20 protein-coding genes are annotated in these 23,600 nt (G+C 60.6%); 5 read left to right on the forward strand and 15 right to left on the reverse strand.

The genetic code is table 11. The annotated features are described in order from the left end of the window. Positions 1-39: 39 nt before the first annotated feature. Entirely contained in the window at positions 40-513 is a 474-nt protein-coding gene (locus tag MHAR_RS04700) for a hypothetical protein (RefSeq protein WP_014586466.1), read from the forward strand. A 149-nt stretch (positions 514-662) separates the two neighbouring features. Here MHAR_RS04700 and MHAR_RS04705 read toward each other — a convergent pair whose 3' ends face one another. The 4 genes from MHAR_RS04705 to MHAR_RS04720 form a co-directional block, all read right to left on the reverse strand. Next, positions 663-962: a thioredoxin family protein gene (locus tag MHAR_RS04705; RefSeq protein WP_014586467.1), complete on the reverse strand. Its 300-nt coding sequence runs from the start codon at positions 960-962 to the stop codon at positions 663-665. After that, positions 946-2,445 (reverse strand): siroheme decarboxylase subunit alpha, encoded by a 1,500-nt coding sequence (ahbA, locus tag MHAR_RS04710; protein WP_014586468.1) that lies wholly within the window; start codon positions 2,443-2,445, stop codon positions 946-948. Before ahbA ends, MHAR_RS04705 begins: the two co-directional genes overlap by 17 nt. After that, positions 2,446-3,474, reverse strand: coding sequence for an aspartate-semialdehyde dehydrogenase (asd, locus tag MHAR_RS04715; RefSeq protein ID WP_048144370.1), 1,029 nt, complete (start codon positions 3,472-3,474; stop codon positions 2,446-2,448). Between the two features lie 233 nt (positions 3,475-3,707). Continuing rightward, a complete protein-coding gene (locus tag MHAR_RS04720; protein ID WP_014586470.1) occupies positions 3,708-4,256 on the reverse strand; it encodes a hypothetical protein in 549 nt (182 codons plus the stop codon). A gap of 226 nt (positions 4,257-4,482) precedes the next feature. Here MHAR_RS04720 and MHAR_RS04725 point away from each other — a divergent pair, with 226 nt between their 5' ends. Next, on the forward strand, positions 4,483-6,210 hold the full coding sequence (locus tag MHAR_RS04725) for a chloride channel protein (protein ID WP_014586471.1): 1,728 nt from the start codon (positions 4,483-4,485) through the stop codon (positions 6,208-6,210). A gap of 95 nt (positions 6,211-6,305) precedes the next feature. Here the strand turns inward: MHAR_RS04725 and MHAR_RS04730 are convergent, their stop codons facing one another. Both MHAR_RS04730 and MHAR_RS04735 read right to left on the reverse strand, forming a co-directional pair. Continuing rightward, positions 6,306-8,045, reverse strand: coding sequence for a chloride channel protein (locus MHAR_RS04730; protein ID WP_014586472.1), 1,740 nt, complete (start codon positions 8,043-8,045; stop codon positions 6,306-6,308). A 593-nt stretch (positions 8,046-8,638) separates the two neighbouring features. Continuing rightward, the gene (locus MHAR_RS04735) at positions 8,639-9,568 is read right to left on the reverse strand and encodes an FG-GAP repeat domain-containing protein (protein ID WP_014586473.1); all 930 of its coding nucleotides are present in this window, start codon (positions 9,566-9,568) and stop codon (positions 8,639-8,641) included. 521 nt (positions 9,569-10,089) lie between these two features. Between MHAR_RS04735 and MHAR_RS04740 the strand changes: the two genes are divergently transcribed. Beyond that, positions 10,090-11,799: an AMP-binding protein gene (locus MHAR_RS04740; protein WP_014586474.1), complete on the forward strand. Its 1,710-nt coding sequence runs from the start codon at positions 10,090-10,092 to the stop codon at positions 11,797-11,799. Positions 11,800-11,832: 33 nt separating this feature from the next. On the opposite strand, the gene MHAR_RS04745 is transcribed toward MHAR_RS04740, so the two are convergent. Continuing rightward, positions 11,833-12,636: a 4Fe-4S binding protein gene (locus MHAR_RS04745; protein WP_048144373.1), complete on the reverse strand. Its 804-nt coding sequence runs from the start codon at positions 12,634-12,636 to the stop codon at positions 11,833-11,835. 290 nt (positions 12,637-12,926) lie between these two features. Here MHAR_RS04745 and MHAR_RS04750 point away from each other — a divergent pair, with 290 nt between their 5' ends. Beyond that, entirely contained in the window at positions 12,927-13,730 is an 804-nt protein-coding gene (locus MHAR_RS04750; protein ID WP_014586476.1) for an SDR family NAD(P)-dependent oxidoreductase, read from the forward strand. 208 nt (positions 13,731-13,938) lie between these two features. After that, the gene (locus MHAR_RS12420) at positions 13,939-15,018 is read left to right on the forward strand and encodes a GNAT family N-acetyltransferase (RefSeq protein WP_014586477.1); all 1,080 of its coding nucleotides are present in this window, start codon (positions 13,939-13,941) and stop codon (positions 15,016-15,018) included. A gap of 369 nt (positions 15,019-15,387) precedes the next feature. On the opposite strand, the gene MHAR_RS04760 is transcribed toward MHAR_RS12420, so the two are convergent. The 8 genes from MHAR_RS04760 to sepS all read right to left on the reverse strand — a co-directional run bounded on the left by MHAR_RS04760 (position 15,388) and on the right by sepS (position 23,548). Beyond that, positions 15,388-15,723, reverse strand: a complete 336-nt coding sequence (locus MHAR_RS04760; protein ID WP_014586478.1) for an AbrB/MazE/SpoVT family DNA-binding domain-containing protein — start codon at positions 15,721-15,723, stop codon at positions 15,388-15,390. Between the two features lie 223 nt (positions 15,724-15,946). After that, complete coding sequence (locus MHAR_RS14190) at positions 15,947-16,237, reverse strand: type II toxin-antitoxin system RelE family toxin (RefSeq protein ID WP_014586479.1); 291 nt, start codon at positions 16,235-16,237, stop codon at positions 15,947-15,949. Beyond that, positions 16,234-16,416 (reverse strand): hypothetical protein, encoded by a 183-nt coding sequence (locus MHAR_RS04765; RefSeq protein WP_048144374.1) that lies wholly within the window; start codon positions 16,414-16,416, stop codon positions 16,234-16,236. The genes MHAR_RS14190 and MHAR_RS04765 overlap by 4 nt, the downstream gene beginning before the upstream one ends. Before the next feature lie 163 nt (positions 16,417-16,579). Continuing rightward, positions 16,580-18,541, reverse strand: a complete 1,962-nt coding sequence (locus tag MHAR_RS04770; protein WP_014586480.1) for a pentapeptide repeat-containing protein — start codon at positions 18,539-18,541, stop codon at positions 16,580-16,582. 53 nt (positions 18,542-18,594) lie between these two features. After that, positions 18,595-20,103, reverse strand: coding sequence for a pentapeptide repeat-containing protein (locus MHAR_RS04775; protein WP_081472273.1), 1,509 nt, complete (start codon positions 20,101-20,103; stop codon positions 18,595-18,597). A gap of 42 nt (positions 20,104-20,145) precedes the next feature. After that, a complete protein-coding gene (locus tag MHAR_RS04780) occupies positions 20,146-21,168 on the reverse strand; it encodes an S-methyl-5-thioribose-1-phosphate isomerase (RefSeq protein WP_014586482.1) in 1,023 nt (340 codons plus the stop codon). A gap of 4 nt (positions 21,169-21,172) precedes the next feature. Continuing rightward, on the reverse strand, positions 21,173-21,865 hold the full coding sequence (gene rpiA / locus MHAR_RS04785; RefSeq protein ID WP_014586483.1) for a ribose-5-phosphate isomerase RpiA: 693 nt from the start codon (positions 21,863-21,865) through the stop codon (positions 21,173-21,175). A 69-nt stretch (positions 21,866-21,934) separates the two neighbouring features. Then, positions 21,935-23,548 carry an O-phosphoserine--tRNA ligase gene (gene sepS, locus MHAR_RS04790; RefSeq protein WP_014586484.1) on the reverse strand — a complete coding sequence of 538 codons (1,614 nt, stop codon included), beginning with the start codon at positions 23,546-23,548 and terminating at the stop codon, positions 21,935-21,937. Positions 23,549-23,600: the final 52 nt, after the last annotated feature.

Below are 23,600 nucleotides of genomic sequence, written 5' to 3' on the forward strand. Positions count from 1 at the left end.
TTGAGATATAAGGACTAAAGCACGGCAGGAGGAAAGGTTATGAAGAAGAAGGCATCGGTGACTCTGTTGTCTCTGCTCTTCCTCTGCGGGTCCACGGCATTGGTGCAGGGTCTGATCGGCGGAGGCTGCTCTTACGATGACTACCCGGGCGCTTGCGAGATCGTCTCCATCCTCAAGACCGAGGATTCGATCCGACAGGCAGAGGTCGAGGGCGGCCCCGGTTATGAGGGGTATGAGGTCTGGTTCGTCTTCAGCCCGGACGAGCCGATGAACCTGGATGCGGATCGAGAAGAGGAGATCCTGGGCAGCGAGCACCTCTTACAGCTCTGCAACTCCTGGTACCCCGGCCCTCGTTTCCTTGAGAAGTATCAGATAACCGAGGGCGCGGTCTTCGAATGCACCCTGAAGTTGATAGCTACAGGGACCTGCAGCCCCATCGTCTTCGAGTTCGACGAGATCGACCTTTGTGATTATTTCGAGTCCAGCGAGGAAGAAGCCGACCCGTCCCCCTGAGCACCAGGTGGATCGATCCCGATCGCAAGGACAGGGCCGTTGGAGAAGGGCAAAGAAGGGGGGCTGAGGGGCGAAAGACCCGGCAAATCAGAACGGCCCGTCTCCCGGAAAATTTTTTATGAGGCGGTGAGGCCGAAACCTTCCGGTCCTCACCTCAGAGCATCTCTTATGGCCCTTTCCAGCCTCTCGCCAGCGACAAAGCCATTGAACCTCTCCACCAACTCCCCGTCCCTCTCGAGGATCAGGGTGGGGACGTTGAAGACGACCTGCTCCTCGGCGAGCCTCCCCTCCACCTGGGCGTCGATCCTCCTGAACTCGACCTTCCGAGCGAAGACCTCCGCCAGCTCCTCCAGGATCATGGCCTCCTCGCGGCAGAAGCCGCAGGCCTCGGTGTAAAACTCCGTGAGGACGACCTCGGGGAAGGCCGCTCTCTCATCTTGGGATCTCAAAGCGCACCCCTATCTTGAATATCCGCTTCGTCGGGAGGACGAGCTGGTGGAGGCCGGTCTTCTCCTTCATCTCCGAGAGGATCTCCTCGATCCTCTCCTCGGAGGCGGATATGGTGAACCACATGTTGAACTCCGTCTCGTTCGGCCGGAGGTAGTTGTGGGAGATCTCCTGGTAGCTGTTGACGACCTCCGCCACCTCCTCCATCCTATCGTCGGAGACGGGGAGGGCGACGAGGACCCCGGAGCAGCCGAGCCTCCTCATGTCCAGGATCGGGCCGATCCTCCGGATTATCCCCCAGTCCTGGAGCCGCTTCGCCCTCTCCATCGCCTCCTCCTCGCTCGTCCCCAGGGCCTCGCCGAGGGCGAGGAAGGGCCGGGCCGTCAGGGGGAACTCCTCCTGGACTATCTCCAGGAGCCTCCGGTCCAGCTCGTCGAGGTCGGGCCCCTCCCCCTCCGGAGGCGCCCCCTCGGTCCGGCCGTCCTCCCTCGGATCCTCTTGGGCCGAATCGTAGCTGCAGAGGGGGTCTGACTCGAGATAGTCCCCGGTGGCGGCGTAGGCCCGGGCCCTGCAGCCGCCGCAGACCCTCCGGTATGAGCATCCGCCGCACCTGCCCAACAGCTCCCTCCTCCGGAGGTCCAGGAAGACCGGCGAGCTCTCCCAGATCTCCGGGAAGCTCTCTTCCCGGACGTTCCCGGCGACGATCGGGAGGTAGCCGCAGGGAGAGACGTCTCCGGTCCGGGAGACGAAGACGAAGCTCGTCCCGGCGAGGCAGGCGCTCCCCATGATCCCCTCCCTTTCCGCCTCGGTGAGGACCTCCCTCACCACCCGGCCGTACTGGGGGGCGCAGGTGACCTTCACCTCGATCTTCCTCCTCCTCCCCTCCCCGGCCACCTCTCGGAGGATCGCATCCTGCTCCTCTGGCGTCACCAGATCCTCCTCCCTCCCCCGGCCCGTGGGAACCAAAAAGAAGAGGTGGAAGGCGACGGCTCCGAGCTCCTCGGCGAGGTCCATGGTGGCGGAGACCTGGTTTTGGTTCGCCCTCGTCACCGTCATGTTGATCTGGAAGTCCACCTCGCCCCGGAGGTTTCCTATCCCCCGGACCGCAAGGTCGAAGGAGCCCGGACCCCGGGAGGCGTCGTGGACCTCGGGGCCGGGCCCATCGAGGCTGATGCTGACCCGCATGATACCGGCCCGTTTGATCCTCTCGACGGCCTCGGGGGTGAGGAGGGTTCCGTTCGTAGCCAGGGAGGCCCGGATCCCCCGGCTCCGGGCGTATTCGGCGAGGTGGAAGATGTCGGGGCGGAGGAGGGGCTCCCCCCCGCTGAGGATCAGCATCGGTCGGAGGGGTGCCACCTGGTCGATGAACCCCTCCGCCTCCTCCGTCGAAAGCTCCGCCCCGTCGGGCGAGGCCGAGGCTGAGGCGCGGCAGTACTCGCAAGCCAGGTTACAGGCCGCCGTCACCTCCCAGGCTATGATCAGCATCTAGAGCATTCCCTTCTTGGAGAGGAGCTCCGCGTTCAGGACGGAGGCGCCGGCGGCCCCCCGGATGGTGTTGTGGCCCATGGCGATGAAGCGGATACCCTCCCGGATCCTGCCGACGGAGACGGCCATCCCCTTCCCGGCGTTCCTATCGAGCCTCGGCTGGGGCCTGTCCACCTCGTCCCGGACGATGATCGGCCTCTTCGGCTCCGTCGGAAGGTCGGAGAGGCCTGGGTTGAAGTTGAGGAAGGCCTCTCTCACCTCGGCGGGGGTGGGGTTCTTTGCCATCTCGACCCAGACCGCCTCGGTGTGGCCGTCCATGACGGGGACCCGATGGCAGCTCGCGCTGACGTCGAAGGGGGCGTCGACGATCCGGTCGCCGTCGAAGGTCCCCAGGATCTTCTGGGCCTCCCGCTCGACCTTCTCCTCTTCGCCGGAGATGAAGGGGATGATGTTCCCCAGAATAGCCATCGAGGGGACCCCCTCGTAGCCGGCGCCGCTCACCGCCTGCATCGAGGCGACGATCACCCGCTGGATCTCCATCGGCATCAGGGGCTTGAGGGCGAGGGCGAACATGATGGTGGTGCAGTTGGGGTTTGTGACGATGTAGCCGTCCCAACCCCGCTTCTTCTGCTGGACCTCGACGAGGCCGAGGTGGTCGGCGTTGCACTCGGGGATCATCAGGGGGACGTCCGGGTCGAACCGGTACGCGCTGGCGTTGCTCGCCACGGCAAACCCTGCTTTTGCGAACTCCGCCTCTGCCTTCTTCGCCTCGTCGGCGGGGAGCGCCGAGAAGACGACGTCCGCCTGCACCTCCTTCGGGTCGACGTTTACGACCTTCATATCGCCGACCTCCGCCGGAAGCTCGTTCTCCAGCCTCCACCGGGCTGCTTCGCGGTACTTCTTGCCGGCGCTCCTCTCGGAGGCGGCGAGGCTCGAGAGCTCAAACCAGGGATGGTCCCAAAGCTGTTCGATGAACCTCTGTCCCACTGCGCCCGTAGCTCCGAGAACGCCTGCTCTAATCTTGTCCATGAGAGATCACCTTGAACGACAGCGGCTCTTTGGAGCAGCCTTGATATAAATGCCTTCTCTGGAAAGGGGCGCCGGCCCGGCCCGTTTCCGGATTTGGGATCGAAATCTCCGGAGATGGGGGGCGATATCCCCCCTCGCCCCCCCTCCTTCGCGACCCCCCCCTGCGGTGCGGCCGGGGACGGGACGGTCCCGGCCGGTAGGCGGAGTTGGAGGAAGGCGCGGGGGCGGGGGGATCAGCAGGAGGTGGCGGGATAGTAGTCGGCAGGCAGCGTGAAGTCGACCTTCATCGCCCCGGAGGTCCTTTCCCCCTCCACCACCGATCCGCCGGCGGCGATGTACCTCTTCAGGCTCCGCCAGGCGGCCTCGACGTCCCTGGGGAGCTTGACGCACTTGGGTACCTGATGGCGGCCGAGCCCCTTCGCCGCCATGCAGCCGCCGCCCGTCTCCTTCCGGCGGGCGCACCGAAGAAGGCAGAAGGCGGCGGTCCGGAGGAGGACCCTTCCGACCTCTATCCTGGCCGGCGGCTCCGCCACCGACCGGGCGTAGACGGCGGCGGCCATGGCGAAGAAGGAGAGGTTCTCTATCGTTGAAGGGGGCCAGACCTTCGACAAAATTCTCATCACCCGCGGGTCTACCTCCTCTTTTGCCAGCTCCACCAGGGCCCGGTAGCCCCGGGCCGTAGGCATCAGAAGGATCTGGTCGAACTCAAACTCCCTTCCGGTGGCGCGGCTGTCTATGAGCGTGACGAACCTTTTGCCGTACCTATCGGCGTAGTCGAACATCGGGACCTCATCAGCTGGGTGGTAGAGGAGGAGGGCATTTTATATCAGGGTTCGGAAAGCCGATGGAGGGCTGGCCAGAGCCTCACAAACGACTGGATCTCCGAGGTTCGAACCGAACCCCTTCGGGGCGGACCCTCCTCATATATTTCGGCATATACATTTGGACTTAGACAGTACGTCTTTATATCCTGCTCACGTTTTGAGAAAGGATACTTTGAGATCCTGGATGATTCGGTCCTGGGGAGAGAACCGGTGGCTGGTCCTGGACGCCCTCGCCGTAGGGACGGGGCTCCTCGGGGGGCTTGGAGCCGTAGTCTTCCGGTGGCTGGCGGGAGAGGTCCAGGGGCTATTCTTCGGGCCGGTCGCGACCCTCCTTCCCGGCGGGGGGGAGGCCCTCCTTCCGGTCCTGGGGGGGCTTGCCGTCGGCCTTCTGATCCTGAGGTTCGCCCCCGAGGCCAGAGGAGAGGGGATCCCGGCCCTGATGGTGGCCCTCCATAAGCGGGGAGGGAGGGTCCGCCGCAGGACCGGCCCCGCCATCCTCATCGCCTCCGCCATCACCATCGGTAGCGGTGGGAGCGCCGGCAGGGAGTCGCCGATAGCCCAGATCGGGGCCTCCTTCGGGTCCCTCCTGGGCCAGAGGCTCAGGCTGGATGTCGCCGACGTTCAGATCCTGGCCGTCTCGGGCTTTGTGGCGGGGCTCGCCGGGACCTTCAACGCCCCCCTGGGGAGCGCCATCTTCGGGATGGAGGTGGTGATGAGGCGTTTTCGGATGGTGGACGCCGTCCCCATCCTCCTCTCGGCGGTGGTGGGGGCGGCGACCGCCTCCGCCTTCCTCGGCCAGAGCCCCGCCTTCACCCCCGTCTGGACCGAGATCACCCTTCCGGAGCTTCTGCTCTGCTTTCTTATGGGGCTGACCTTCGGCGGTCTGGCCATCCTCTGGGCGGGGCTCCTCTCCAGGGCGGAGAGGCTCTTTTTATGGCTCCCGCTGAAAGAGGGGCTGAAGCCTGGGCTGGGAGGTCTCGTCGCCGGGGCGGCAGGGGTCTACTTCATCGGTTACGGGGTGATGGGGGTCGGCTACGACGGCGTTGATAGAATTCTCGCCATCGCATCGGACCCCGCCGGTTCGGACGGCTCCCGTCTGGTCCTATTCCTCCTCGCCCTGGCGGCGGCGAAGGCCCTCGCCACCGCCTCGACCCTCGGCTCGGGGGGCTGCGGCGGAACCATCGGACCGACCCTGGTCATCGGTGCCGTGGCGGGAGCCTCCTTCGGCCTTCTCTTCGGCCACCTCGTCCCCGCCGCCGGGGGGCACGCTCCCGCCTACGCCCTCCTGGGGGCCGCCGCCCTCCTGGCGGGGTCGGCGGGGGCTCCCCTCGCCTCCGTGGTACTGATCTCGGAGATGGCCGCCGACTACTCCCTCCTCCCGGCCCTCATGATCACCTCCGCCGCCAGCTATGCCGTCGCCTCCATCGGCCTATCGGGGTCGACGATCTTCACCTTCCAGCTCTTGAGGAGGGGCGTCACCCTGGACGGCGGGGAGGCCCTCCTGGAGCGGGTCCTCGTGAGGGACGCCATGACCCGGGAGGTCGTCGCCTTGGGGCCGGAGACGACGGTCCGGGAGGCGATGGCGAGGATCTTCGAGGAGAATGTCCGGGGTTTTCCCGTCGTTGAAGGAGGGAGGCTAGCCGGGATCGTCACCTTCGACGACCTCCGGCGGGTTCCCGAGGGAAAGCAGGACGAGGTCAGGGTCGGGGAGGTGGCGGTGAAGGATGTTATAGTCGCCTTTCCCGACGAGAATATGAAGAATGTGATGGACCGCCTCTACAGAAACAACGTCGGACGGCTTCCCGTGATGGAGAGGGAAGATCCGAAGAAGGTGGTCGGGATCGTCACCAGGACCGATGCCATCGCCGCCTACCAGGTCCTGAGCAGAGAAGAGGCGGGTCGGGAGCGATAAAGGCTCAAGATACACTTTCTGGGGTCGAGGGTCCGGGATCCCTGTCGATCGATCCCCATATTAATCACCGGCTACTGTCCACCCTCTTCCGATCATCACCTCTCCGCCTCGGCCTCATAGGCCCGGATGACGTCCGTCCTCGTAATCATCCCTTCGAGCCTCTTCGGATCGTCGCTTCGCACAACAGGAAGCCTCCCTATCTGGTGCTGGTACATCAGGTCCATGGCGTACTTCGTCGACTGGTCGGGGCGGACGGTGACGACCGCCCCCTCGGCGACGTCGCCGACGGTCAGCTCGTCCTGCTCTTCGATGGGAACATTCCGGAGGTCATCGAAGGTGACGATCCCGACGAGCTTCCCGTCCTCGACCACGGGAAAGCCGGTGTGGTTGGTCCTGAAGATGAGGTCCCGGAGCTCCCGGAGGGGCATCTCCGACCCCACGGCGACTACATCCCGATTCATCGCCTCGCCGACGGTGATCCCCCTCAGGACCGGCTGGGGCTGGTCGATGAAGATCCCCTTCTTGCCGAGCTTGATGGAGTAGATGGATCTTCCTTTCATCAGGAACTGGGTCGTAGCATAGCTTAGGACGCAGGCGATGATCACCGGAGGGAGCCGGTCGTAGCTGCTGGCCATCTCCGGTATCATGACGATGCATGTCAGGGGCGCCCGCCCAGCCCCGGCGAAGAGGGCTGCCATCCCCAAGAGGCCGTAGACCTCCGGGGACGCGGCACCGAGCCCCGGGAGGGCCATATCGGCCAAGAGGCCGAAGGCGACGCCGAACATGAACCCGATATAGAGGGACGGGGCGAAGATGCCGCCGCTCCCTCCCGACCCCACGGAGAAGGAGGTGGCGGCGATCTTGACGAGCCCCAGGACGATGAGGAAGATCACCATATCCGCGGAGGCGGAAAGGTCTTGCATCTCGAAGATCCTGGTGATCCCGTCGTAGCCGACCCCCATGATGCCGTAGCCGTAGAGGAGGTATCCGCCGACCCCCGCCACTGCTCCCCCCAGGGCGGGCTTCAGCATCTCCGGGACGGAGAGGTCGTCGAAGAGCTCCTCGACGGTGTAGAAGAACCTGACCCAGAGGAAGGCGATGGCGCCGAATAAAGGTCCCAGGAGGAAGCAGAGGGCGATGTCGATGCCGCTGAAGGCGAACTGGGGGTTCTTCAACGCCTCGACGGGGCCGATGAGGGCGGAGGCGACCGCCGTCCCCACCACCGCCGAGAGGAGGATCGGGACCGAGTCGTAGGGGGAGAACCTCCTCGCCACCACCTCCATGCTGAAGATGGCGCCGCCCATGGGGGCGCCGAAGCTTCCGGCGACCCCGGCGGCGACGCCGCAGACCGTCAGGAGCTTGAGGTCCGTTGGGCCGAGGCGGAAGATCTGGCCGACGAGGGAGCCGAAGGACCCTCCGATCTGGGCGATGGGACCCTCCCTCCCGGCGCTGCCGCCGCTTCCTATCGTCACCGCCGAGGAGAGGATGAGTAGAAATCCGGCCCGTCTTCTGATCCGCCCCCCGCCCACCAGGACGCTCTCGATGATCCGAGAGACCCCCTGCCCCTTCGCCTCCGGGGCGAGGATGAAGACGATGGGGCCGACGATGAGGCCGCCGATGATCGGATATAGTATGACGGAGACGCCCGGCCCCGATGCCGGATCGATCCCGGAGAAGAATATCCTGGAGACGAGGTCGATGGCACGGTCGAAGACGATCGCCCCGACTCCTCCTACAACCCCGATCAGTATCGCCAAAAGGTCGATGTAGGCCCACCGGCGCTTTCGAAAAGCCCTCCGGATGAGCCCTCCAGAGGCCGCTTGATCTTCTCTCAAGACGATCGCCCTCTAAGGCGCTCCATGATCCCTCCCTATCGGGGAGGTCGCGCCGCTTCTTATGCTTTTCCCGGCGGTCAATTATGGAGGCGGCTTCGCGATGTATAAGGAGCGAGTCGAATGGGATTCTTCATCCAATCCTTTCTAAGGGTCATAACCCTGGGATCGATCTCGATTCCCGCCAGATCTGCAAAGTGGCCGGTGTCCAGGGTCATGAATACCCCGACCTTTAGGTGGGAGATGAAGTGAACCCGCGCCTTCAATCACATATTAGGCAGTCTCAGGGGAAACCGGAGGCACAGTCTAAATCGTGCTAATTAAAGGAATCTAGCAAACGAAATTCGTGGGTGCGAACCGTTAAAAATCACCAAAGTGCGGCTAATCCGATCTGATCGCAATAATGGAGTGCATGAAATTGAATTTGGGGTCTTGTTTCGATGGCATTCACCCAAAACCTAAACGAAGACTCGGTGATTTCTGAAAATATCAAAAAAACTTGGGGTGCTGCCACCCCGCCCTATTTGTAGCGGGGTGTCCCCCAAAAAGCTTGATTAAATCCGACCCTCCTGGAAACCTTCCCCGCTAGCTCCCCCCTAAATAAAGCGATTGTCTTCAGTGTTCAGCAGCCACCCGCCGGTGAACCTCACTCCGTTCGCCGCCATGACAGGTGCGCTCAGAGTATCTCCGGTCATCTTCAGGATTCCGATACCCCAGGGGCTTGAGACGAGGATCTCATCCTGGCCGTCGCCGTCAAAGTCTGCCGCCATCTCAAAGTTGTTATCTGCGGTGTTCACCAGGTACCCACCCGTGAATGTAGCGCCGTTCGCCGCCATGACAGGTGCGCTCAGAGTATCTCCGGTCATCTTCAGGATTCCGATACCCCAGGGGCTTGAGACGAGGATCTCATCCTGGCCGTCGCCGTCAAAGTCTGCCGCCATCTCGAAGTTGTTATCTGCGGTGTTCACCAGGTACCCACCCGTGAATGTAGCGCCGTTCGCCGCCATGACAGGTGCGCTCAGAGTATCTCCGGTCATCTTCAGGATTCCGATACCCCAGGGGCTTGAGACGAGGATCTCATCCTGGCCGTCGCCGTCAAAGTCTGCCGCCATCTCGAAGTTGTTATCTGCGGTGTTCACCAGGTACCCACCCGTGAATGTAGCGCCGTTCGCCGCCATGACAGGTGCGCTCAGAGTATCTCCGGTCATCTTCAGGATTCCGATACCCCAGGGGCTTGAGACGAGGATCTCATCCTGGCCGTCGCCGTCAAAGTCTGCCGCCATCTCGAAGTTGTTATCTGCGGTGTTCACCAGGTACCCACCCGTGAATGTAGCGCCGTTCGCCGCCATGACGGGGGCCCTCAGAGCCCCCCCCTCCATCTTCAGGATGCCGATTCCCCAGGGGCTTGAGATGAGGATCTCCGCCTTTCCGTCGCCGTCAAAGTCGCTTCCACTGTTGCCGTGAACCGGCATGAGAACAAACATCCCTATCATGATGGCCATCATAGCCTTCCAAAAATTATGCATGATCATCTCACCTCTTAATGCTGAGCTATGGCAAGTGATTCAGCTTAAAGCAATATGTTCCTATTGCTTAGTATATGAAATTTTCGACTAATTTGCAGGTTAAAATGTATAAAATTTTTGTTTTATTTGATCGACCCCAAGAAGAACGGGTCATGGATGAACTCTATGACGTTTCGTAAGAGGATCGCCTCTGCTCCCCCGCCGCAACGCCGATCGGTATCGCCGGCATGTCGAGGTAGACCCACCTGTATGTGAGCGAAATTCCCCGGATGAGGCCGGAAGCGTTCCCTCGATCTTCTCTCAAGGCGATCGCCCTCGAAGGCGCTCCATGATCCCTCCCTATCGGGGAGGTCGCGCCGCCTCTTCAGCTTTTCCCGGCGGTCATTTATGAAGGCGGCTTCGAAAATATTGGCGGTGAGCTGAACAGGCCTTTCTAATTATACCTCGAATTATTTATAATCTTCTTCCACCCACCCCGCCGGGATAAGGTTAAATGCAAATAAGGATCTCACGCCTCTTTCATGCCGGGCAGTAAATCCCAAAGCTACGCCTTCATGGCCTCCGAGAAGCCCCTCATTGGAAAGACGATACCGGACATGTTCGACGAGATCGCCGAAAGGTACCCCGAGAACGACGCCATCGTCTCGATCCACCAGGGGTTGCGATACACCTACCGCGAGCTTCAACAGGAGGTCAACCGCGCAGCGAAGGGATTACACGCCCTCGGCCTGAAGAAGGGCGACCGGTTGGCCATATGGGCGACGAACATCGCCGAGTGGATCATCTGCCAGTTCGCCACCGCCAAGGTGGGGATCATCATGGTGAACATCAACCCCGCCTACCGGACCCACGAGCTGCTCTATGCCCTGAAGCAGTCGGAGACGGAGGCGCTCTTTCTGATTGACAGGTTCAAGACCTCCGACTACGTGGGGATGTTCTTCGAGATCTGCCCGGAGGCGGCGGAGGCAGAGCCCGGCAAGATCTCCTGCGAGAGCCTCCCTTACCTCAAGACCGCGGTCCTGATCCGGGGCGAGAGGCAGCCCGGCATGTACACCTGGGAGGAGGTCCTGAAGATGGGCGATGAGGTCCACGACGACGTCCTCCGGGCGGAGCAGGAGAGCCTCGACTTCGACGACCCCATCAACATCCAGTACACCTCCGGGACGACCGGCTTCCCCAAGGGGGTCGTCCTCACCCACCACAACATCCTCAATAACGGCTACTTCATCGGCGAGTGCATGAAGTTCACCGATCAGGACCGGCTCTGCATACCCGTCCCCTTCTACCACTGCTTCGGGATGGTCCTCTCGAACATGGCCTGCATGACCCACGGGGCGGCGATGGTCCTCCCGGCAGAGTACTTCGACCCCGCCTCGACCCTCGCCGCCGTCGAGAGGGAGCGGTGCACCGCCCTTCACGGCGTCCCCACCATGTTCGTCGCGGAGCTGGAACACCCCGACTTCGATAAGTACGACCTGTCGAGCCTGCGGACCGGGATCATGGCCGGCTCGCCATGCCCGACGGAGTACATGAAGAAGGTGAGCAGCCTCATGAACATGAGGGAGGTGGTGATCACCTACGGCCAGACGGAGGCCTCCCCCGGGATCACCATGTCCTCCACATCCGACTCCCTGGATCGGAGGGTCTCCACCGTCGGAAAGCCGATGCCCCACACCGAGGTGAAGATCACCGACCCCAAGACCGGCAAGATCATGCACCGGGGGGAGACCGGCGAGATCTGCGCCCGGGGGTATGCCATCATGAGGTGCTACTACAACAACCCCGGCGCCACCGAGAAGGCGATCGATAAAGAGGGGTGGCTCCACACCGGAGATCTGGGGATCCTGGATGATGAGGATTACTGCAAGATCACCGGCCGGCTGAAGGACATGGTGATCCGGGGCGGCGAGAACATCTACCCCCGGGAGATCGAGGAGTTCCTCTACACCCACCCCGACATCAGCGACGTCCAGGTGATCGGGGTCCCCGACGCCAGGTACGGCGAGGAGCTGATGGCCTGGATCAAGCTGAAGGAGGGGAGGACCCTCACCGCCGAGGAGGTGTTGGCGTTCTGCAGGGGGAGGATCGCCCACTTCAAGATCCCCCGCTACATCAAGTTCGTCGACGGCTTCCCCATGACCGTCACCGGCAAGATCCAGAAGTACAAGATGAGGGAGGAGTCGATAAAAGAGCTGGGCCTGGAAGAGGTGGCGAGGACGGAGACGGCCTGAGGGCGGTGCCATCCCCACCGGCGGCCTCTGCCGTCACCTTCCGCCGTAGCTCTGGACGTGCTCCCAGCCCCGGCGGAGATCCTCCCTCCCATCGCCTCTGGCATATATCGAGGGATCCCTCCTCCCGTAGAGCTCCCGGTCCTCCCCCACGGGGCAGACCTTGATGCAGACCCCGCAGGGCGAGACCCCCCGCTTCGCTAAGGAGGCGCTGTAGGCGGTGCAGGCGCTCTTGTCGGTGATCCCTGCCGGGTAGTCCCGATCGTCCAAGGCGCCAGCGGGGCAGAGCTGGACGCACCTCATGCACCGGGTGCAGAGGTCTTCTTCCATCACAGGATCAGGCGGAAGCTCCGCCGCCGTGAAGACGGAGCCGAAGCGGACCCGGGGGCCAAACTTCCTCGTCAGGAGGACGTTGTTCACCCCGAAGCTCCCCAGGCCCGCAAGGTAGGCGGCGTGCCGGTGGGAGAAGAAGGCGACGGGGTTCTTCAGGAGCGCCTCGACGTCGGCGTACCCGTCCCGGGGGACGAAGGCCGAAGGAAAACCCCGGTCGTTGAGGAAGTTTGCGATCCTGTAGGTGTACTGGTCGAGGAGGATGTTGACGGTCCGGTAGAGCTCCCGGTACCATACGGAGGGAGAGGTCTCCAGCGCGGGAAGGGATATGGGAAGGCCGATGACGACGACCGACCTCGTCTCGGGGTATATCGCCTGGGGCCAGAACTCACCGGGGACCCAGGGCTCGAAGGGCGGATCAGCCCAGCGGTCTGCCGCTGCGACCCCCACCAGGGGGATCTCCATCTCGCGGCAACGTTCCAGGAGGGCTTCTTTAAGCTCGGCGTCCATGGGGGATTCTATATTCGGAGGTGAAGATAAATGGATCTGCCGGGTGGCGCTCGGTTCCCCCACCCACCCTTGCCGGCAGCTCTGCCTCCAGGCGGAGGCGGGCATAATTCCGGGTCTGGGCCTTCCCGCCTCATCCCCGCCCATCCCGGCTTAGGCCGCGGAGATGGCGGCCCCTTGACCCTCCGAATCTTAAGGCGATCGCCTCGGCCGATCAGTATCGGATCCTCAGCCTCTCGCCATCAGCAGCCTCAGCATATCCTATATAACCGCAGCCATTATAATAACAAGAGATGTCGCATGATCTTCTCAGCAGACGGTGCCGCTTCACCAGCAAGACCGTCGTCGTCACCGGGGGCGGGACCGGCATAGGAAAGCGGATCGCATTAGACCTCCACGCCGAGGGGGCCTATGTCCACATCCTGGGGCGGAGGGGGGAGAGGCTCCTCGAAGCCAAGAGAGAAGCCTCCTCACGCTCAGCCCCCTCCGATGGCGAGAGGTTCTTCTGCCACGAATGCGACGTCTCCGACCACCATCGGGTGGATGAGGTCTTCGATTCGATAAGGGACCTGACCGGCCTTGCCAGCGGCCTTGTGACCTGCGCCGCCATCAACCCCTCTCGAAAGGGGATCACGGAGACGGCCCTCGACGACTGGAGGAAGACGCTGGAGGTGAACCTGACGGGGGTTTTCAACTGCTGTAAGGCTGCAGTCCTTCAAATGCTCGCCGGAGGCGGCGGGTCCATCGTCAACATATCGTCCGTCGGGGGGCTGAAGGCCTTCCGGACCCGGACCTCCTACAACGCCTCCAAGTTCGGGGTCGTCGGCCTCACCGAGTCCATCGCCCTCGACTACGCCCGGGAGAAGATCCGGGCGAACGCCGTCTGTCCCGGCTACGTCGCCACGGAGCTGACGGCCCCGCTATTTGAGAAGATGGGGGAGGAGGGGTTTGCGGCCCTGGTGGGGGCCCACGCCATGGGGAGGCTCGGCAGGCCCGAGGAGATATCCCGGGCCGTCCTCTTCCTCCTATCGGAGGAGGCGAGCTTCATCACCGGGGTCGCCCTCCCCGTCGACGGCGGGTACCTCCTCAAGGGGTGAGGTGCCCCGATTACGGCGAGTTTTCTGGCCGGACGGGGGGGCAGGATCATATTTTTCTGATTGAGCGTTTAGGGCTGGAAGACTCCGGGAACGAAGGCCACATTTCAACCGCAGCCGTTATCGTCCTCAAACTGCGGCGGCTCACCCAGCCGTTGACCCCGGAGTATCTACGAAAATTTAAATATGTAGGCCTCCAAAGAAGACGCTCATGATCTCGATCAGGCCCTATGAGGAGGGAGACGCAGAGAAGCTCCAAAAGATCGAGGCCCTCTCCCCCCAGGGCGACGAAAGATGCGCCATGGGCGTCAGGAAAGAGGATGTGATCGCCCGCTACCGGATGTATGACCGCTGGAAGGTGGCCGTCGCCGAGGTGGACGGGAGGGTCGCAGGCTGGGCGGGCTGGACGGTGAAGGAGATGGCCGGGGAGGGCAAGAGGTCCGTCTATCTGGCGGAGGTGATCGTCAGCCCGGAGTTTCGGAGGATGGGGGTGGCGAAGAGGCTGGCGGAGGAGGCGGAGGAGGACGCCCGAAAGTCGGGAGCAGATCACATTTATTGCTTCATCTACGGGCCCAACGACGCCTCGAAGAGGCTATTCAAAGGCCTCGGCTATTCCAACGTGTCTGATATCAAAAATGTCGAGATGCCCATATATAAAAGGATGGAGCCATCGGCAAGCTTCTCGATGGAGAGGATAAAGGAAGGTGAGATCGGGTCTGTTGTGGAGTTGATCAACGATTACTATCGAGGATGTAGGCACTTTCTGCCCTTCTCCGCCGATGGCTTTGCATCACACCTGCAGAGCATCCCCGGCTATGGGCTGGAGAACTTCTGGGTCGCAAAGGAGAAGGGAGATGACGAGGGGGAGGGGGATATCGTCGCCTGCGCCGGCCTTTGGGACTGCTCGACCCTCGCTGAGTTCTGCTACGCCCGAGAGCCCCTCTCCTGGAAGGCGATGGGACTCGTCTTGAGGTCTCTATCCAGATTCACAAAAGTTCCCAAGACCGTCAGGGAGGGCGAGTACTTCACGTTCCATTACCTGACGGACTACGCCTTCGATCGCAAAAATCCCGGCGGGATGGAGAATCTCCTCAGCCACCTGAACAGCGTCCTTCTCGAGGAGGGGGGGGAGTATTTCGTCGCCTGTCTGCAGGAGGGGGACCCGGTCTTCCCCCTCCTCAAGAGGCGCCAGCCTCAGATCGAGACGACGGACCTCTTCGTCAAGGCCTTCGGCCGGCCGATGGCCGATTTCAGCCCGTTTTACGTGGACATAAGAGATATGATTCTATGATCCGGATTCGAGGGAGGCGAGGAGGTCGCCTACGGTCTCATACCTGCGGCAGTTGCCCATCTTGCCCTCCTCTGATGCCGCCAGGACCTCGGCTATGAACTCATCGGAGAACTGCCCCCAGGAGTCGGAGGCGTGCTAGGCCGCCGTCATCTCTGGAGGGGTCTTTTGGAGCCATCGATTCCACCTGTCAACCATCAGTCATAGCTTCTACGACAAAATACTATCCCAATCTCCATCCGACCTCCCCGCCGTCGCCGCCGTCTCCGAGGGCGGGACCGCCCGGCCGGCCGTCCGGTGGAGGGGGCGTGCGCCGCCTCGCGCCCGCATCACCGCTGCCACTTTTTCGCGAAGGTGGCGATGAAGACGGTGTTATCGAGGAGATACCTTGAACTTCTGGCGGGCAAGCTGGTTGCTCTCCTCTTCGATCTCCCGTTCCAATTCATCGAGGTCGACAGACCTGGCCTTCTCTATCGCGTCTTTCAGCAGCGCCCGAAGGTCGATCCTCTTGAGAATGATCGTATCCTCTCCGAGGTCTTCGACCGCGAACTCGTCTCCTTCCTTCAGCTTCATCTTCCGTCGCAGGTTGCTCGGAAGCTGCACCCTTCCCCTATCGTCGATTTTGGCGAGCGGCATATCCCAAACCTCATCCCATTTAACCCATTTATCCCATATAACGCCTCCGGCCCTCTCCGCCCACTGGAGCAAAAGACGTGCCCATCTCCGCCGTCGCCGCCCCCCGGGGGCGGGACCGCCCGCCGGGCGGCGCTTGGGGGAGTGGGCGGCAAGGCCGGTTTTGGCTGCCATTATCAGCCTTTGGATAGGATCACCAGAGGGATGCGAATGATCGAAGATCTGTCTGCTATTTTGTATCGGACCAGGCAGGTTCGCTTGTGTCAAGGGCTTTTCAGGCTTCACGTTGGCGAGCCATTCAAAATTTTCTGCCGTAAGCGTAATCGTGATGGTGAACGCTTAAAAGTCGTACAACTTTTTCTTCGTGGATTACTTCATATAGAATCACGTAATGATCTGCAACGTGAATGGACCATTTGCCCGCTAAATTCCCCGACAACGGCTCTCCACGTTCGGGATATTCACATATATCTCTGATCTTCCTTTTTATTCTCTCAGCTAAAACTTTATCTTTTTTTGTAAGCCTTCTGAAAGAGTCGTCGAAGGTTTGGGCCTTTTCGGGCCGATAAGAGTCTGAGAGATTTTTCATTCGTCGAGGGAAGCCAGCAGGTCATCCACGCTGTCAAAACGCTTGCACAGGCCCATCTTACACTCCTTTTCGGCCTCCAGCACCTCCGCTATAAACTCCTTGCTGAACTCCCCATAAGAGTCGGAGGCGTGCAGATCGGCGTCTTCTCTCTTGACTTCCGTTAAAGCCATCTCTTCCACCTGTCACCATCAATTGTAGCTGCTACTACAAAATACTATCCCGATCCTCTCCCCTGGCGGAGCCATCCCCGCCGCTCACCCCGCCGTCGCCGTCCCCGGGGGGCGGGACCGCCCGGCCGGCCGCCCGGCGGAGGGAGGGCGCGCGCGCAGCCTAGCGCCCGCATCACCGCTGCCACTTTCTCGCGAAGGTGGCGATGAAGGCGGCCCACATGAAGGTGCCGATTATGGCTTGAATTCCTGTCACTATTTTATAATGTCCTATCGGATTATAAAGGGCATAACCGGGAGTCGCTGAAGTTGCTATGCTGAACCAAATATAATCAAACCATGCGCTTGTACCTTCAACAGCGTCAAAATACCAGTAATATGAGGCAAAAAGAAAGACCATTAAAATCCAAAAACCAAACAATCTAATAGGATGAACTCCGTATCCGAAAATACCTTGAATAAAAACGTATTCGAATAGATCGTATCTTCCGAGCCTCCAAATTTTCGATCCAACCAAACTCAGCCATTCGGATACTTGCATTTTCCAGGGCCATGATATCTTTCTTGTTCCTTTGACTCCTTTTTTTATCCTTATTGCTGCCATTTCCCTGTAAAAGTAATAATCAGCGTCGTCTTTATTTCCTAGATCTTCCATCTTTCTTTTTACTATTCTGCACACTACCTCTTGAGACCATGGATGGCAAAATTTCGCATCTTTGAATGATACCCACTTGTGAAATTGATCCTGATTGAAGTGGGCATTCCCGCCGAACTCGGCTTCCTCGAATATGGCATCCTCACCGAATTCAACTCTCCCAAAGTTGGCGACTCCACCAAACTCCGCTTTTCTGAAGTCGGCAGTTCCAGCCGTGAACTTGGCTCCGCTAAAATTGGCATACCAGTTGAACTTAGCTCCCATAAAGGTGGCACTCCAGCTGAACTCGACACCCTCGAATTTGGCATCCCCACCAGTGAACTTAGCTTCTCTGAAGTAGGCTTTCCCACCGAACTCAGCTCCACTGAAGTCGGCAGTTCCGCCTGTGAACTTAGCTTCCCCGAAGTTGGCAGTACTGAGTAATTCGGCTTCCACGAAGGAGGCATCTTCACCGAATTCAGCTCTCCCGAAGTGGACGTCTCCACCGAACTTAGCTTTCCCGAAGTAAGCATCGCCACCAGTAAACCTAGCTCCTATGAAGGTGGCTTTCCCACCGAACTCAGCTCCACTGAAGTCAGCAGTTCCGCCTGTGAACTTAGCTCCTCTGAAGTTGGCAGTACTGCGTAATTCGGCTCCCATGAAGGTGGCATTCCCACCGAACTCAGATTCTCTGAAGTCGGCAGTTCCACTTATGAACTTAGCTTCCACGAAGTATGCACGTCCACTTGTGAACTTAGCTCTCCTGAAATTCGCATACCCGATGAATTTAGCATTCCTAAAGTCGGCAATTTTGCCAGTAAATTTTGTCTCTTTGAAGATGGCAATTCCGCCGAATTCGGCTCCTACGAAAGAGCAATACTCTCTAAACTCAGCTCTCCCGAAGAGAGCGTCTCGACCGAAATTAGCTCCTCTGAAACCGGCAATTCCGCCTGCGAATTTGGCTTCCATGAAGTTGGCAATTTCCTCGAACTCAGAACCCTCAAATTTGGCGTCTCCGCCGAACTTAGCTCCCTTGAAATTGCCATATCCCGCGAACTTAGCATACCTGAAGTCGGCATACTTGCCGAATTCGGCTCCTTTGAATCTGCAATTCGCGCCTGTAAATTCAGCTCCCCAGAAGTTGGTAATTCCGCCTGTGAACTTAGCTTTATCGAATTTGGCATCCCCATTGAATTTAGCTCTCATGAAGTTGGTACTAACATCGAAATTAGTTCCCAGAAAGGTGATTTGCTCCTGAAATTTGACATTGTAAAATTTTACCTCACTCCGAATCTCAGAATTTGTGATTGTTATCGGTGAGATTATCACTTTCCGCTGTTCAGACAAAACCCCTTGCTCCATTGGCAACTCCAGCCCGCTTATATCCAGATCTCCCTCGACGATGACGCCGTCGTACTCGACGTCCTCGCCCCGCTCGATCTTGGCCAGGATCTCCCTCGCCTGAATCACGGGGCGCTGGTCTGAGCTGGTCTCCGGTTCCATCGCTATTACCATTCAATGACAAGGAATTTAAAACTCTCTTCTTATGAAAGCACTCACCTGATGAACTTGCGGGCCAAAACGACCACGAAAAGCGCCATGAGCAAGTATCCCAGGATCGCCTCTATCATAGCTAAAGATCTTAACCATCGTTCTTCTATCAGAATATCGGCCTCACCTCCGGTGAACGTAATCAATCCCCCAGTAAACGTCATTATGCTAAAATAGAAGCTTTCAAAAATCGAGTCGAAATAACCTAAAAAAATGATACCTATAATAAAAACAACACCGAAGATTGAAAGGACAGTGTGAAGGGGACGAACACCATACCCACATGATATCCAAGAGATGATGTCCATAAATTTTGACCAATCCCAGCCTTTTTCATTATCATACAGCTTCTTCCGGTCTTGGCTCTCCCTTCTGTATTGATAGTAGCAATCATCAGCGTCATCGAACTGCTCCAAGGCTTTGAAGTTTTTTATTAATGCCAAGTAAGCGGGGCCGCTGTAAACTAGCTTGTCCTTGATTGAATTCCACGTTATATATAATCCTTCAGATTTAAAATTGCCCAATTTCAGCTTGTTATCGAACTCAGCTTTCATGAAGTTTGCATACGCACCGAACTTAGCTCCCGAGAAGCCAGCTTCTCCGCTGAACTTGGCTCCTCCGAAGTCGGCATCCGCGCCGAACGTGGCGGCTCCCCCAAGGTTGGCTGCCCCGAAGGTGGCATCCCCGCGGAATTTGGCGTCAATGAAGAATGCAATCCGGCCGAACGTGGACCCCATGAATAACGCATTGCCCCCGAACTCCGCGTCAATGAAGAAGGCATTACCGCCATTGAACTCAGTCCACAAGAAGTTGGCATTCCCACCCGAGAACACTGCATACGCGAAGTTGGCATCTCCGCCGGCAAATTCGGCTTTCACGAAGTTAGCATTCCCGGCGAACTTGGCACCCTGGAAACGGGCATCTCCGCCTGTGAACTTGGCGTCCGTAAAGTGAGCACCACCATCCGAGAAGACCGCAGACGCGAAGTCGGCATTTTTGCCGAATTTGGCTGCGTTGAAGTTTGCACACCCGCAGAATTTGGTTATCCAAAATTTAGCATCCCAACCAAACTTGGCCCTGAAGAAGTAGGCATCACCGCTGAACTCAGCTTCTCCGAAGCAGACACTCCCAGCGAAATTGGCCTCTGTGAAGGAAGCATTCCCGGTGAACTTGGCCCCTATGAATGAGGCATCCCCGCCGAAATAGGCTCCATTGAAGTTGATGGGCTCCTGAAAGCGAGCATTACTAAAGTTTACCTTACCTTTGATCTCAGAGTTGGTGATGGTCATCTCCGATACTATCACCTTCAGTTCGTCGGACACTCCGAGCCCCACGCTGTGCACACTGTCGGACTCCCTGTCCACGTCCTCAGTGCGCAGGTCCAGCCCGCTTATATCCAGGTCGCCCTCAACGATCACGCCGTCGTACTTGACGTCCTCGTCCCGCTCGATCTTGGCCAGTATCTCGCTCGCTTGAATCACTGGGCGCTGGTCTGAGCTGGTGTTTGGTTCCATCAGTTTTAGCGTTCAATGGCAAAGAATTTAAAAACTCGCACTTCACCCCAGGTCCGCCATCTCCGGAGGCCGAAAGATACCCCGCTCGGTGATGATCGCCGTCACGAGATCGAGGGGCGTGGCGTCGAAGGCCGGGTTGTAGACCTCGACTCCGGGCGGAGCCAGCTGCCTCTCACCCAAACGCCTGATCTCGTCCGCGTCCCTCTCCTCGATCTCGACCTCCTTTTCTGAATGAGCGAGGTCGAAGGTGGAGATGGGGGCGGCGACGTAGAAGGGGATCCCGTGGGCCCTCGCCAGGACGGCGTGGGTGTAAGTGCCGATCTTGTTGAAGACGGCGTCCCTGGTGATCCGGTCGGCGCCGACGATCACCTTGTCGATCTTCCCCTGGCGCATGACCATCCCGGCCATGCTGTCGCAGATGAGGGTGACGGGGATGTTGTCTTCAGACAGTTCCCAGGCCGTCAGCCTGCTCCCCTGATGAAGCGGCCTCGTCTCGCAGGAGTAGACGCTGATCTTCTTGCCTTCGGCGACCGCCGACCGGATGACCCCCAGGGCCGTCCCCCAGCCGACGCAGGCGAGCCTCCCGGCGTTGCAGTGGGTGAGGACGACGTCGCCGTCTTCCAGGAGGCGGGCGCCCCGGTCGCCGAGGGCTCTGTTGATCGAAACGTCCTCCCCGGCGATCAATTCCGCCGCCGCCAGGGCCGCGGCCCGGATCTCTTCGACGCCGGCCGATCCGCCCATCTCGTCGACGGCCTTTACGGCCCGGTCTACGCCCCAGGAGAGGTTGACGGCGGTGGGCCTCGCCGCCCGGATGACCCCGGCCGCCTCTCTGACGTCATGGAGGAGGGCGGCTGGATTGGTGGCCGCCGATCGCGCCGCCGCCAGGGCGACGCCGTAGCCCCCCGCGGCGCCGAGGGCGGGAGCCCCCCGGACCCGCAAGGACTGGATCGCCTCGCAGAGCTCGCCGACGGAGCCGACCAGAATATCTTCAAGCCTCTCGGGGAGGAGGGTCTGGTCGATCATCCCGACGGCCTTTTTCTCGTCGTCCCACCAGATCGTCCTCAAGGTATCACTCGCGGCGGAAGGTCTTCACAGCTCCGTCGATGACGACGACCAGCTCGTTGACGTTCTCGAAGATCCCGTGCTCCACAACCCCGGGGATCTCCGAGAGCCGGGCGGCGAGGCCGCCGGGGTCCTCGATCCTCCCGAAGTCGGCGTCGATGACGAAGTTTCCGTTGTCGGTGATCACCGGGCCGTCTTTCATCTTAGCCTGCCGGATCTGGGGGGAACCCCCCAGCTCCTCGATCCTCCGGCTCGCAAGCCTGCCGGCGATGGGCAGGACCTCCACAGGGACGGGATGGCTGAGGGAATCGACGTATTTGGATGAGTCGGCGACGATGACAAACCACCGGGCGGAGGCGGCGACGACCTTCTCCCGGGCGTGGGCGGCGCCGCCCCCCTTGATGGCGGTGAGGTCTTTTGCGATCTCGTCCGCCCCGTCGATGGCGAGGTCGAGGACCGGGTCCTGGTCGAGGCTCGTGAGGGGGATCCCCGCAGCTATCGCCAGCTCCTGCGCCTGGTAGGACGTCGGGACCCCCAGAACCTCCATCCCCTCCTCCACCATCTCTCCTATCTTCTTGATCGTCCAGGCGACGGTCGAGCCCGTCCCGAGCCCCAGGACCATCCCGTCTCTCACCATACCCGCCGCCGCCTCCCCGGCGGCCCGCTTCTCCCCGGCGTTCGAATCCGGCGTCCTCACCATGAATTATCCGCCTCCAAATTGCCTGCCTTGAAGATCCTAAATCGACCATCGATCCGTCTGCTCTCGATCCTAATCGAGGACCTCGCTTCTGACCGTCGTGAAGACCGGCCCCCGGAGGTCGATCTTCTTATTCCTGCTGGTGATGTACCTCTCGAGAGCCGGCTCCAGCCGGAGGTTCACGTCCCCGGGGCCTCTCACGATCCGGACCCTCGTCTCCGACCCCTCTCCCCTCAGGGCCGCCTCTTCGGCCTTCCGGGCGGCGAGCTCCGCGAAGGAGTCGATGAACCTCATGCCGGTGGTGACCCCGTTCTCGAAGGCGTCCTCCCACTTGGAGGTCTTGGGGACCCCCAGGATGTTCTCCTTGTAGACGAGGACCTCGTTGTTGGCGGCGGGGCCGCAGAGCTTGGTATTCTCCTCCGGCTCCACCACCCTGACGACGACCTTCCTCCCTGAGACCGTCCCCCTCCACGCCTCAAACTCGCATGGCGACGGGGCGTCGCCGTGGAGATCGCAGGTCCGGACAATTGACCTCGCGATCTCGATCCCTGCCCGGGTTTCCGGCTCCTCCTCGACTCTTATCATCATCGCCATATCCCTCGCCGAGAGGTCGGGGTCCTGGACGAACTGCGGATAGGTCAGGGCCCGCAGGTCCTTCGCACCGTAGAGGATCATCGCCAGCCTCTCGACCCCGAGGCCGAGGTTCATCACCGGATAGGGGACATCGTACATCGATAGGGCCGTCGGGGAGTAGATCCCGAAGGTGGCGACCTCCACCCAGCCGGTGCTGTATTTGGTCGACGACCCGACGAGGCCGGGGTGGTAGGCGTAGACCTCGATCTGGGTATCGGGGACGTAGTACTTGCTCCGTTTGTCGTCGGGCAAAAATCTGAACTTCTGAAATCCGAACTGGGCGAGGAGGCCGTCGGCGACGACCTTCCCGTCCTCCACCGACAGGTCCTCATCCATGATGACGCAGCTCGCCGAATGATACGTCATCAATCTCGCCGCGTCCTCCGACTGCTCCCGCCGGAAGCAGCGGTCGATGGAGAAGAGCTTTGTTGGGAGGGACGCCCTCCCGGCTAGGCTTCCGAGGGTGATGAACCAGCCGGAGGTCATGTGGCTCCGGAGGGTCTTCGTCGTCGCCGCGGGGGCGAGGGCCTCAAACTCGGGGAAGACCTCCGCCAGGAGGGTCGAGACGAGGGCGTCGGAGGCCCCGAGGGCGGCGGAGATCTCGTGGACGAGGTCGTCCCCCTCCACCGTCCCCTTCTTGTAGCCGTGGAGGATCCTCCTGACGGCGTCCACCTCCTCCGCCGAGAGGTCCCGGCCGAGGAGCTCCTTCATCTGGCCGGCCCGGCTCTCGGAGATCCCGACGTCGGGGCGGGGGAGCCCGGCGAGGTAGAAACATCGATCCAGAACCGCCAGCGCCTCGCTCCCGAACTGCTTCTTCACCTCGCTGTCCTCGACGATCAGCGGGTTGATCGCCTCGTCGAAGCCGAGGCGGAGGTACGCCTCCCGGAGCCTCCCGATGACGTCGAAGATGGGGTGAGGCCTCCCGTAGGACGAGACGCGCCTGGGGTAGCGCCGGTTCAGGGGCGGCACCTCTAAGTACTCCCCTCCCTGCTGCCAGGCGGCGTCGAAGTCCTCGCCGGCAGCCTCCCGAATGCGGGCTGGATCGAACTTCATGGTGGTCGGGATTGGCCCGCCCCTGCTTAAGACTTTTGGGAGCCGAGAGGTC

Origin of the sequence: Methanothrix harundinacea 6Ac, assembly GCF_000235565.1 — an archaeon.
GTDB lineage: Archaea > Halobacteriota > Methanosarcinia > Methanotrichales > Methanotrichaceae > Methanocrinis > Methanocrinis harundinaceus.

Coding starts and splice junctions, on each gene's coding strand:
- MHAR_RS04700 (WP_014586466.1), top strand. CDS start 40: ATGAAGAAGAAGGCATCGGTGACTCTGTTGTCTCTGCTCTTCCTCTGC.
- ahbA (WP_014586468.1), bottom strand. CDS start 2,445: ATGCTGATCATAGCCTGGGAGGTGACGGCGGCCTGTAACCTGGCTTGC.
- asd (WP_048144370.1), bottom strand. CDS start 3,474: ATGGACAAGATTAGAGCAGGCGTTCTCGGAGCTACGGGCGCAGTGGGA.
- MHAR_RS04720 (WP_014586470.1), bottom strand. CDS start 4,256: ATGTTCGACTACGCCGATAGGTACGGCAAAAGGTTCGTCACGCTCATA.
- MHAR_RS04725 (WP_014586471.1), top strand. CDS start 4,483: ATGATTCGGTCCTGGGGAGAGAACCGGTGGCTGGTCCTGGACGCCCTC.
- MHAR_RS04735 (WP_014586473.1), bottom strand. CDS start 9,568: ATGCATAATTTTTGGAAGGCTATGATGGCCATCATGATAGGGATGTTT.
- MHAR_RS04740 (WP_014586474.1), top strand. CDS start 10,090: ATGCCGGGCAGTAAATCCCAAAGCTACGCCTTCATGGCCTCCGAGAAG.
- MHAR_RS04745 (WP_048144373.1), bottom strand. CDS start 12,636: ATGGACGCCGAGCTTAAAGAAGCCCTCCTGGAACGTTGCCGCGAGATG.
- MHAR_RS04750 (WP_014586476.1), top strand. CDS start 12,927: ATGTCGCATGATCTTCTCAGCAGACGGTGCCGCTTCACCAGCAAGACC.
- MHAR_RS12420 (WP_014586477.1), top strand. CDS start 13,939: ATGATCTCGATCAGGCCCTATGAGGAGGGAGACGCAGAGAAGCTCCAA.
- MHAR_RS14190 (WP_014586479.1), bottom strand. CDS start 16,237: ATGAAAAATCTCTCAGACTCTTATCGGCCCGAAAAGGCCCAAACCTTC.
- MHAR_RS04770 (WP_014586480.1), bottom strand. CDS start 18,541: ATGGAACCGGAGACCAGCTCAGACCAGCGCCCCGTGATTCAGGCGAGG.
- MHAR_RS04775 (WP_081472273.1), bottom strand. CDS start 20,103: ATGGAACCAAACACCAGCTCAGACCAGCGCCCAGTGATTCAAGCGAGC.
- rpiA (WP_014586483.1), bottom strand. CDS start 21,865: ATGGTGAGGACGCCGGATTCGAACGCCGGGGAGAAGCGGGCCGCCGGG.
- sepS (WP_014586484.1), bottom strand. CDS start 23,548: ATGAAGTTCGATCCAGCCCGCATTCGGGAGGCTGCCGGCGAGGACTTC.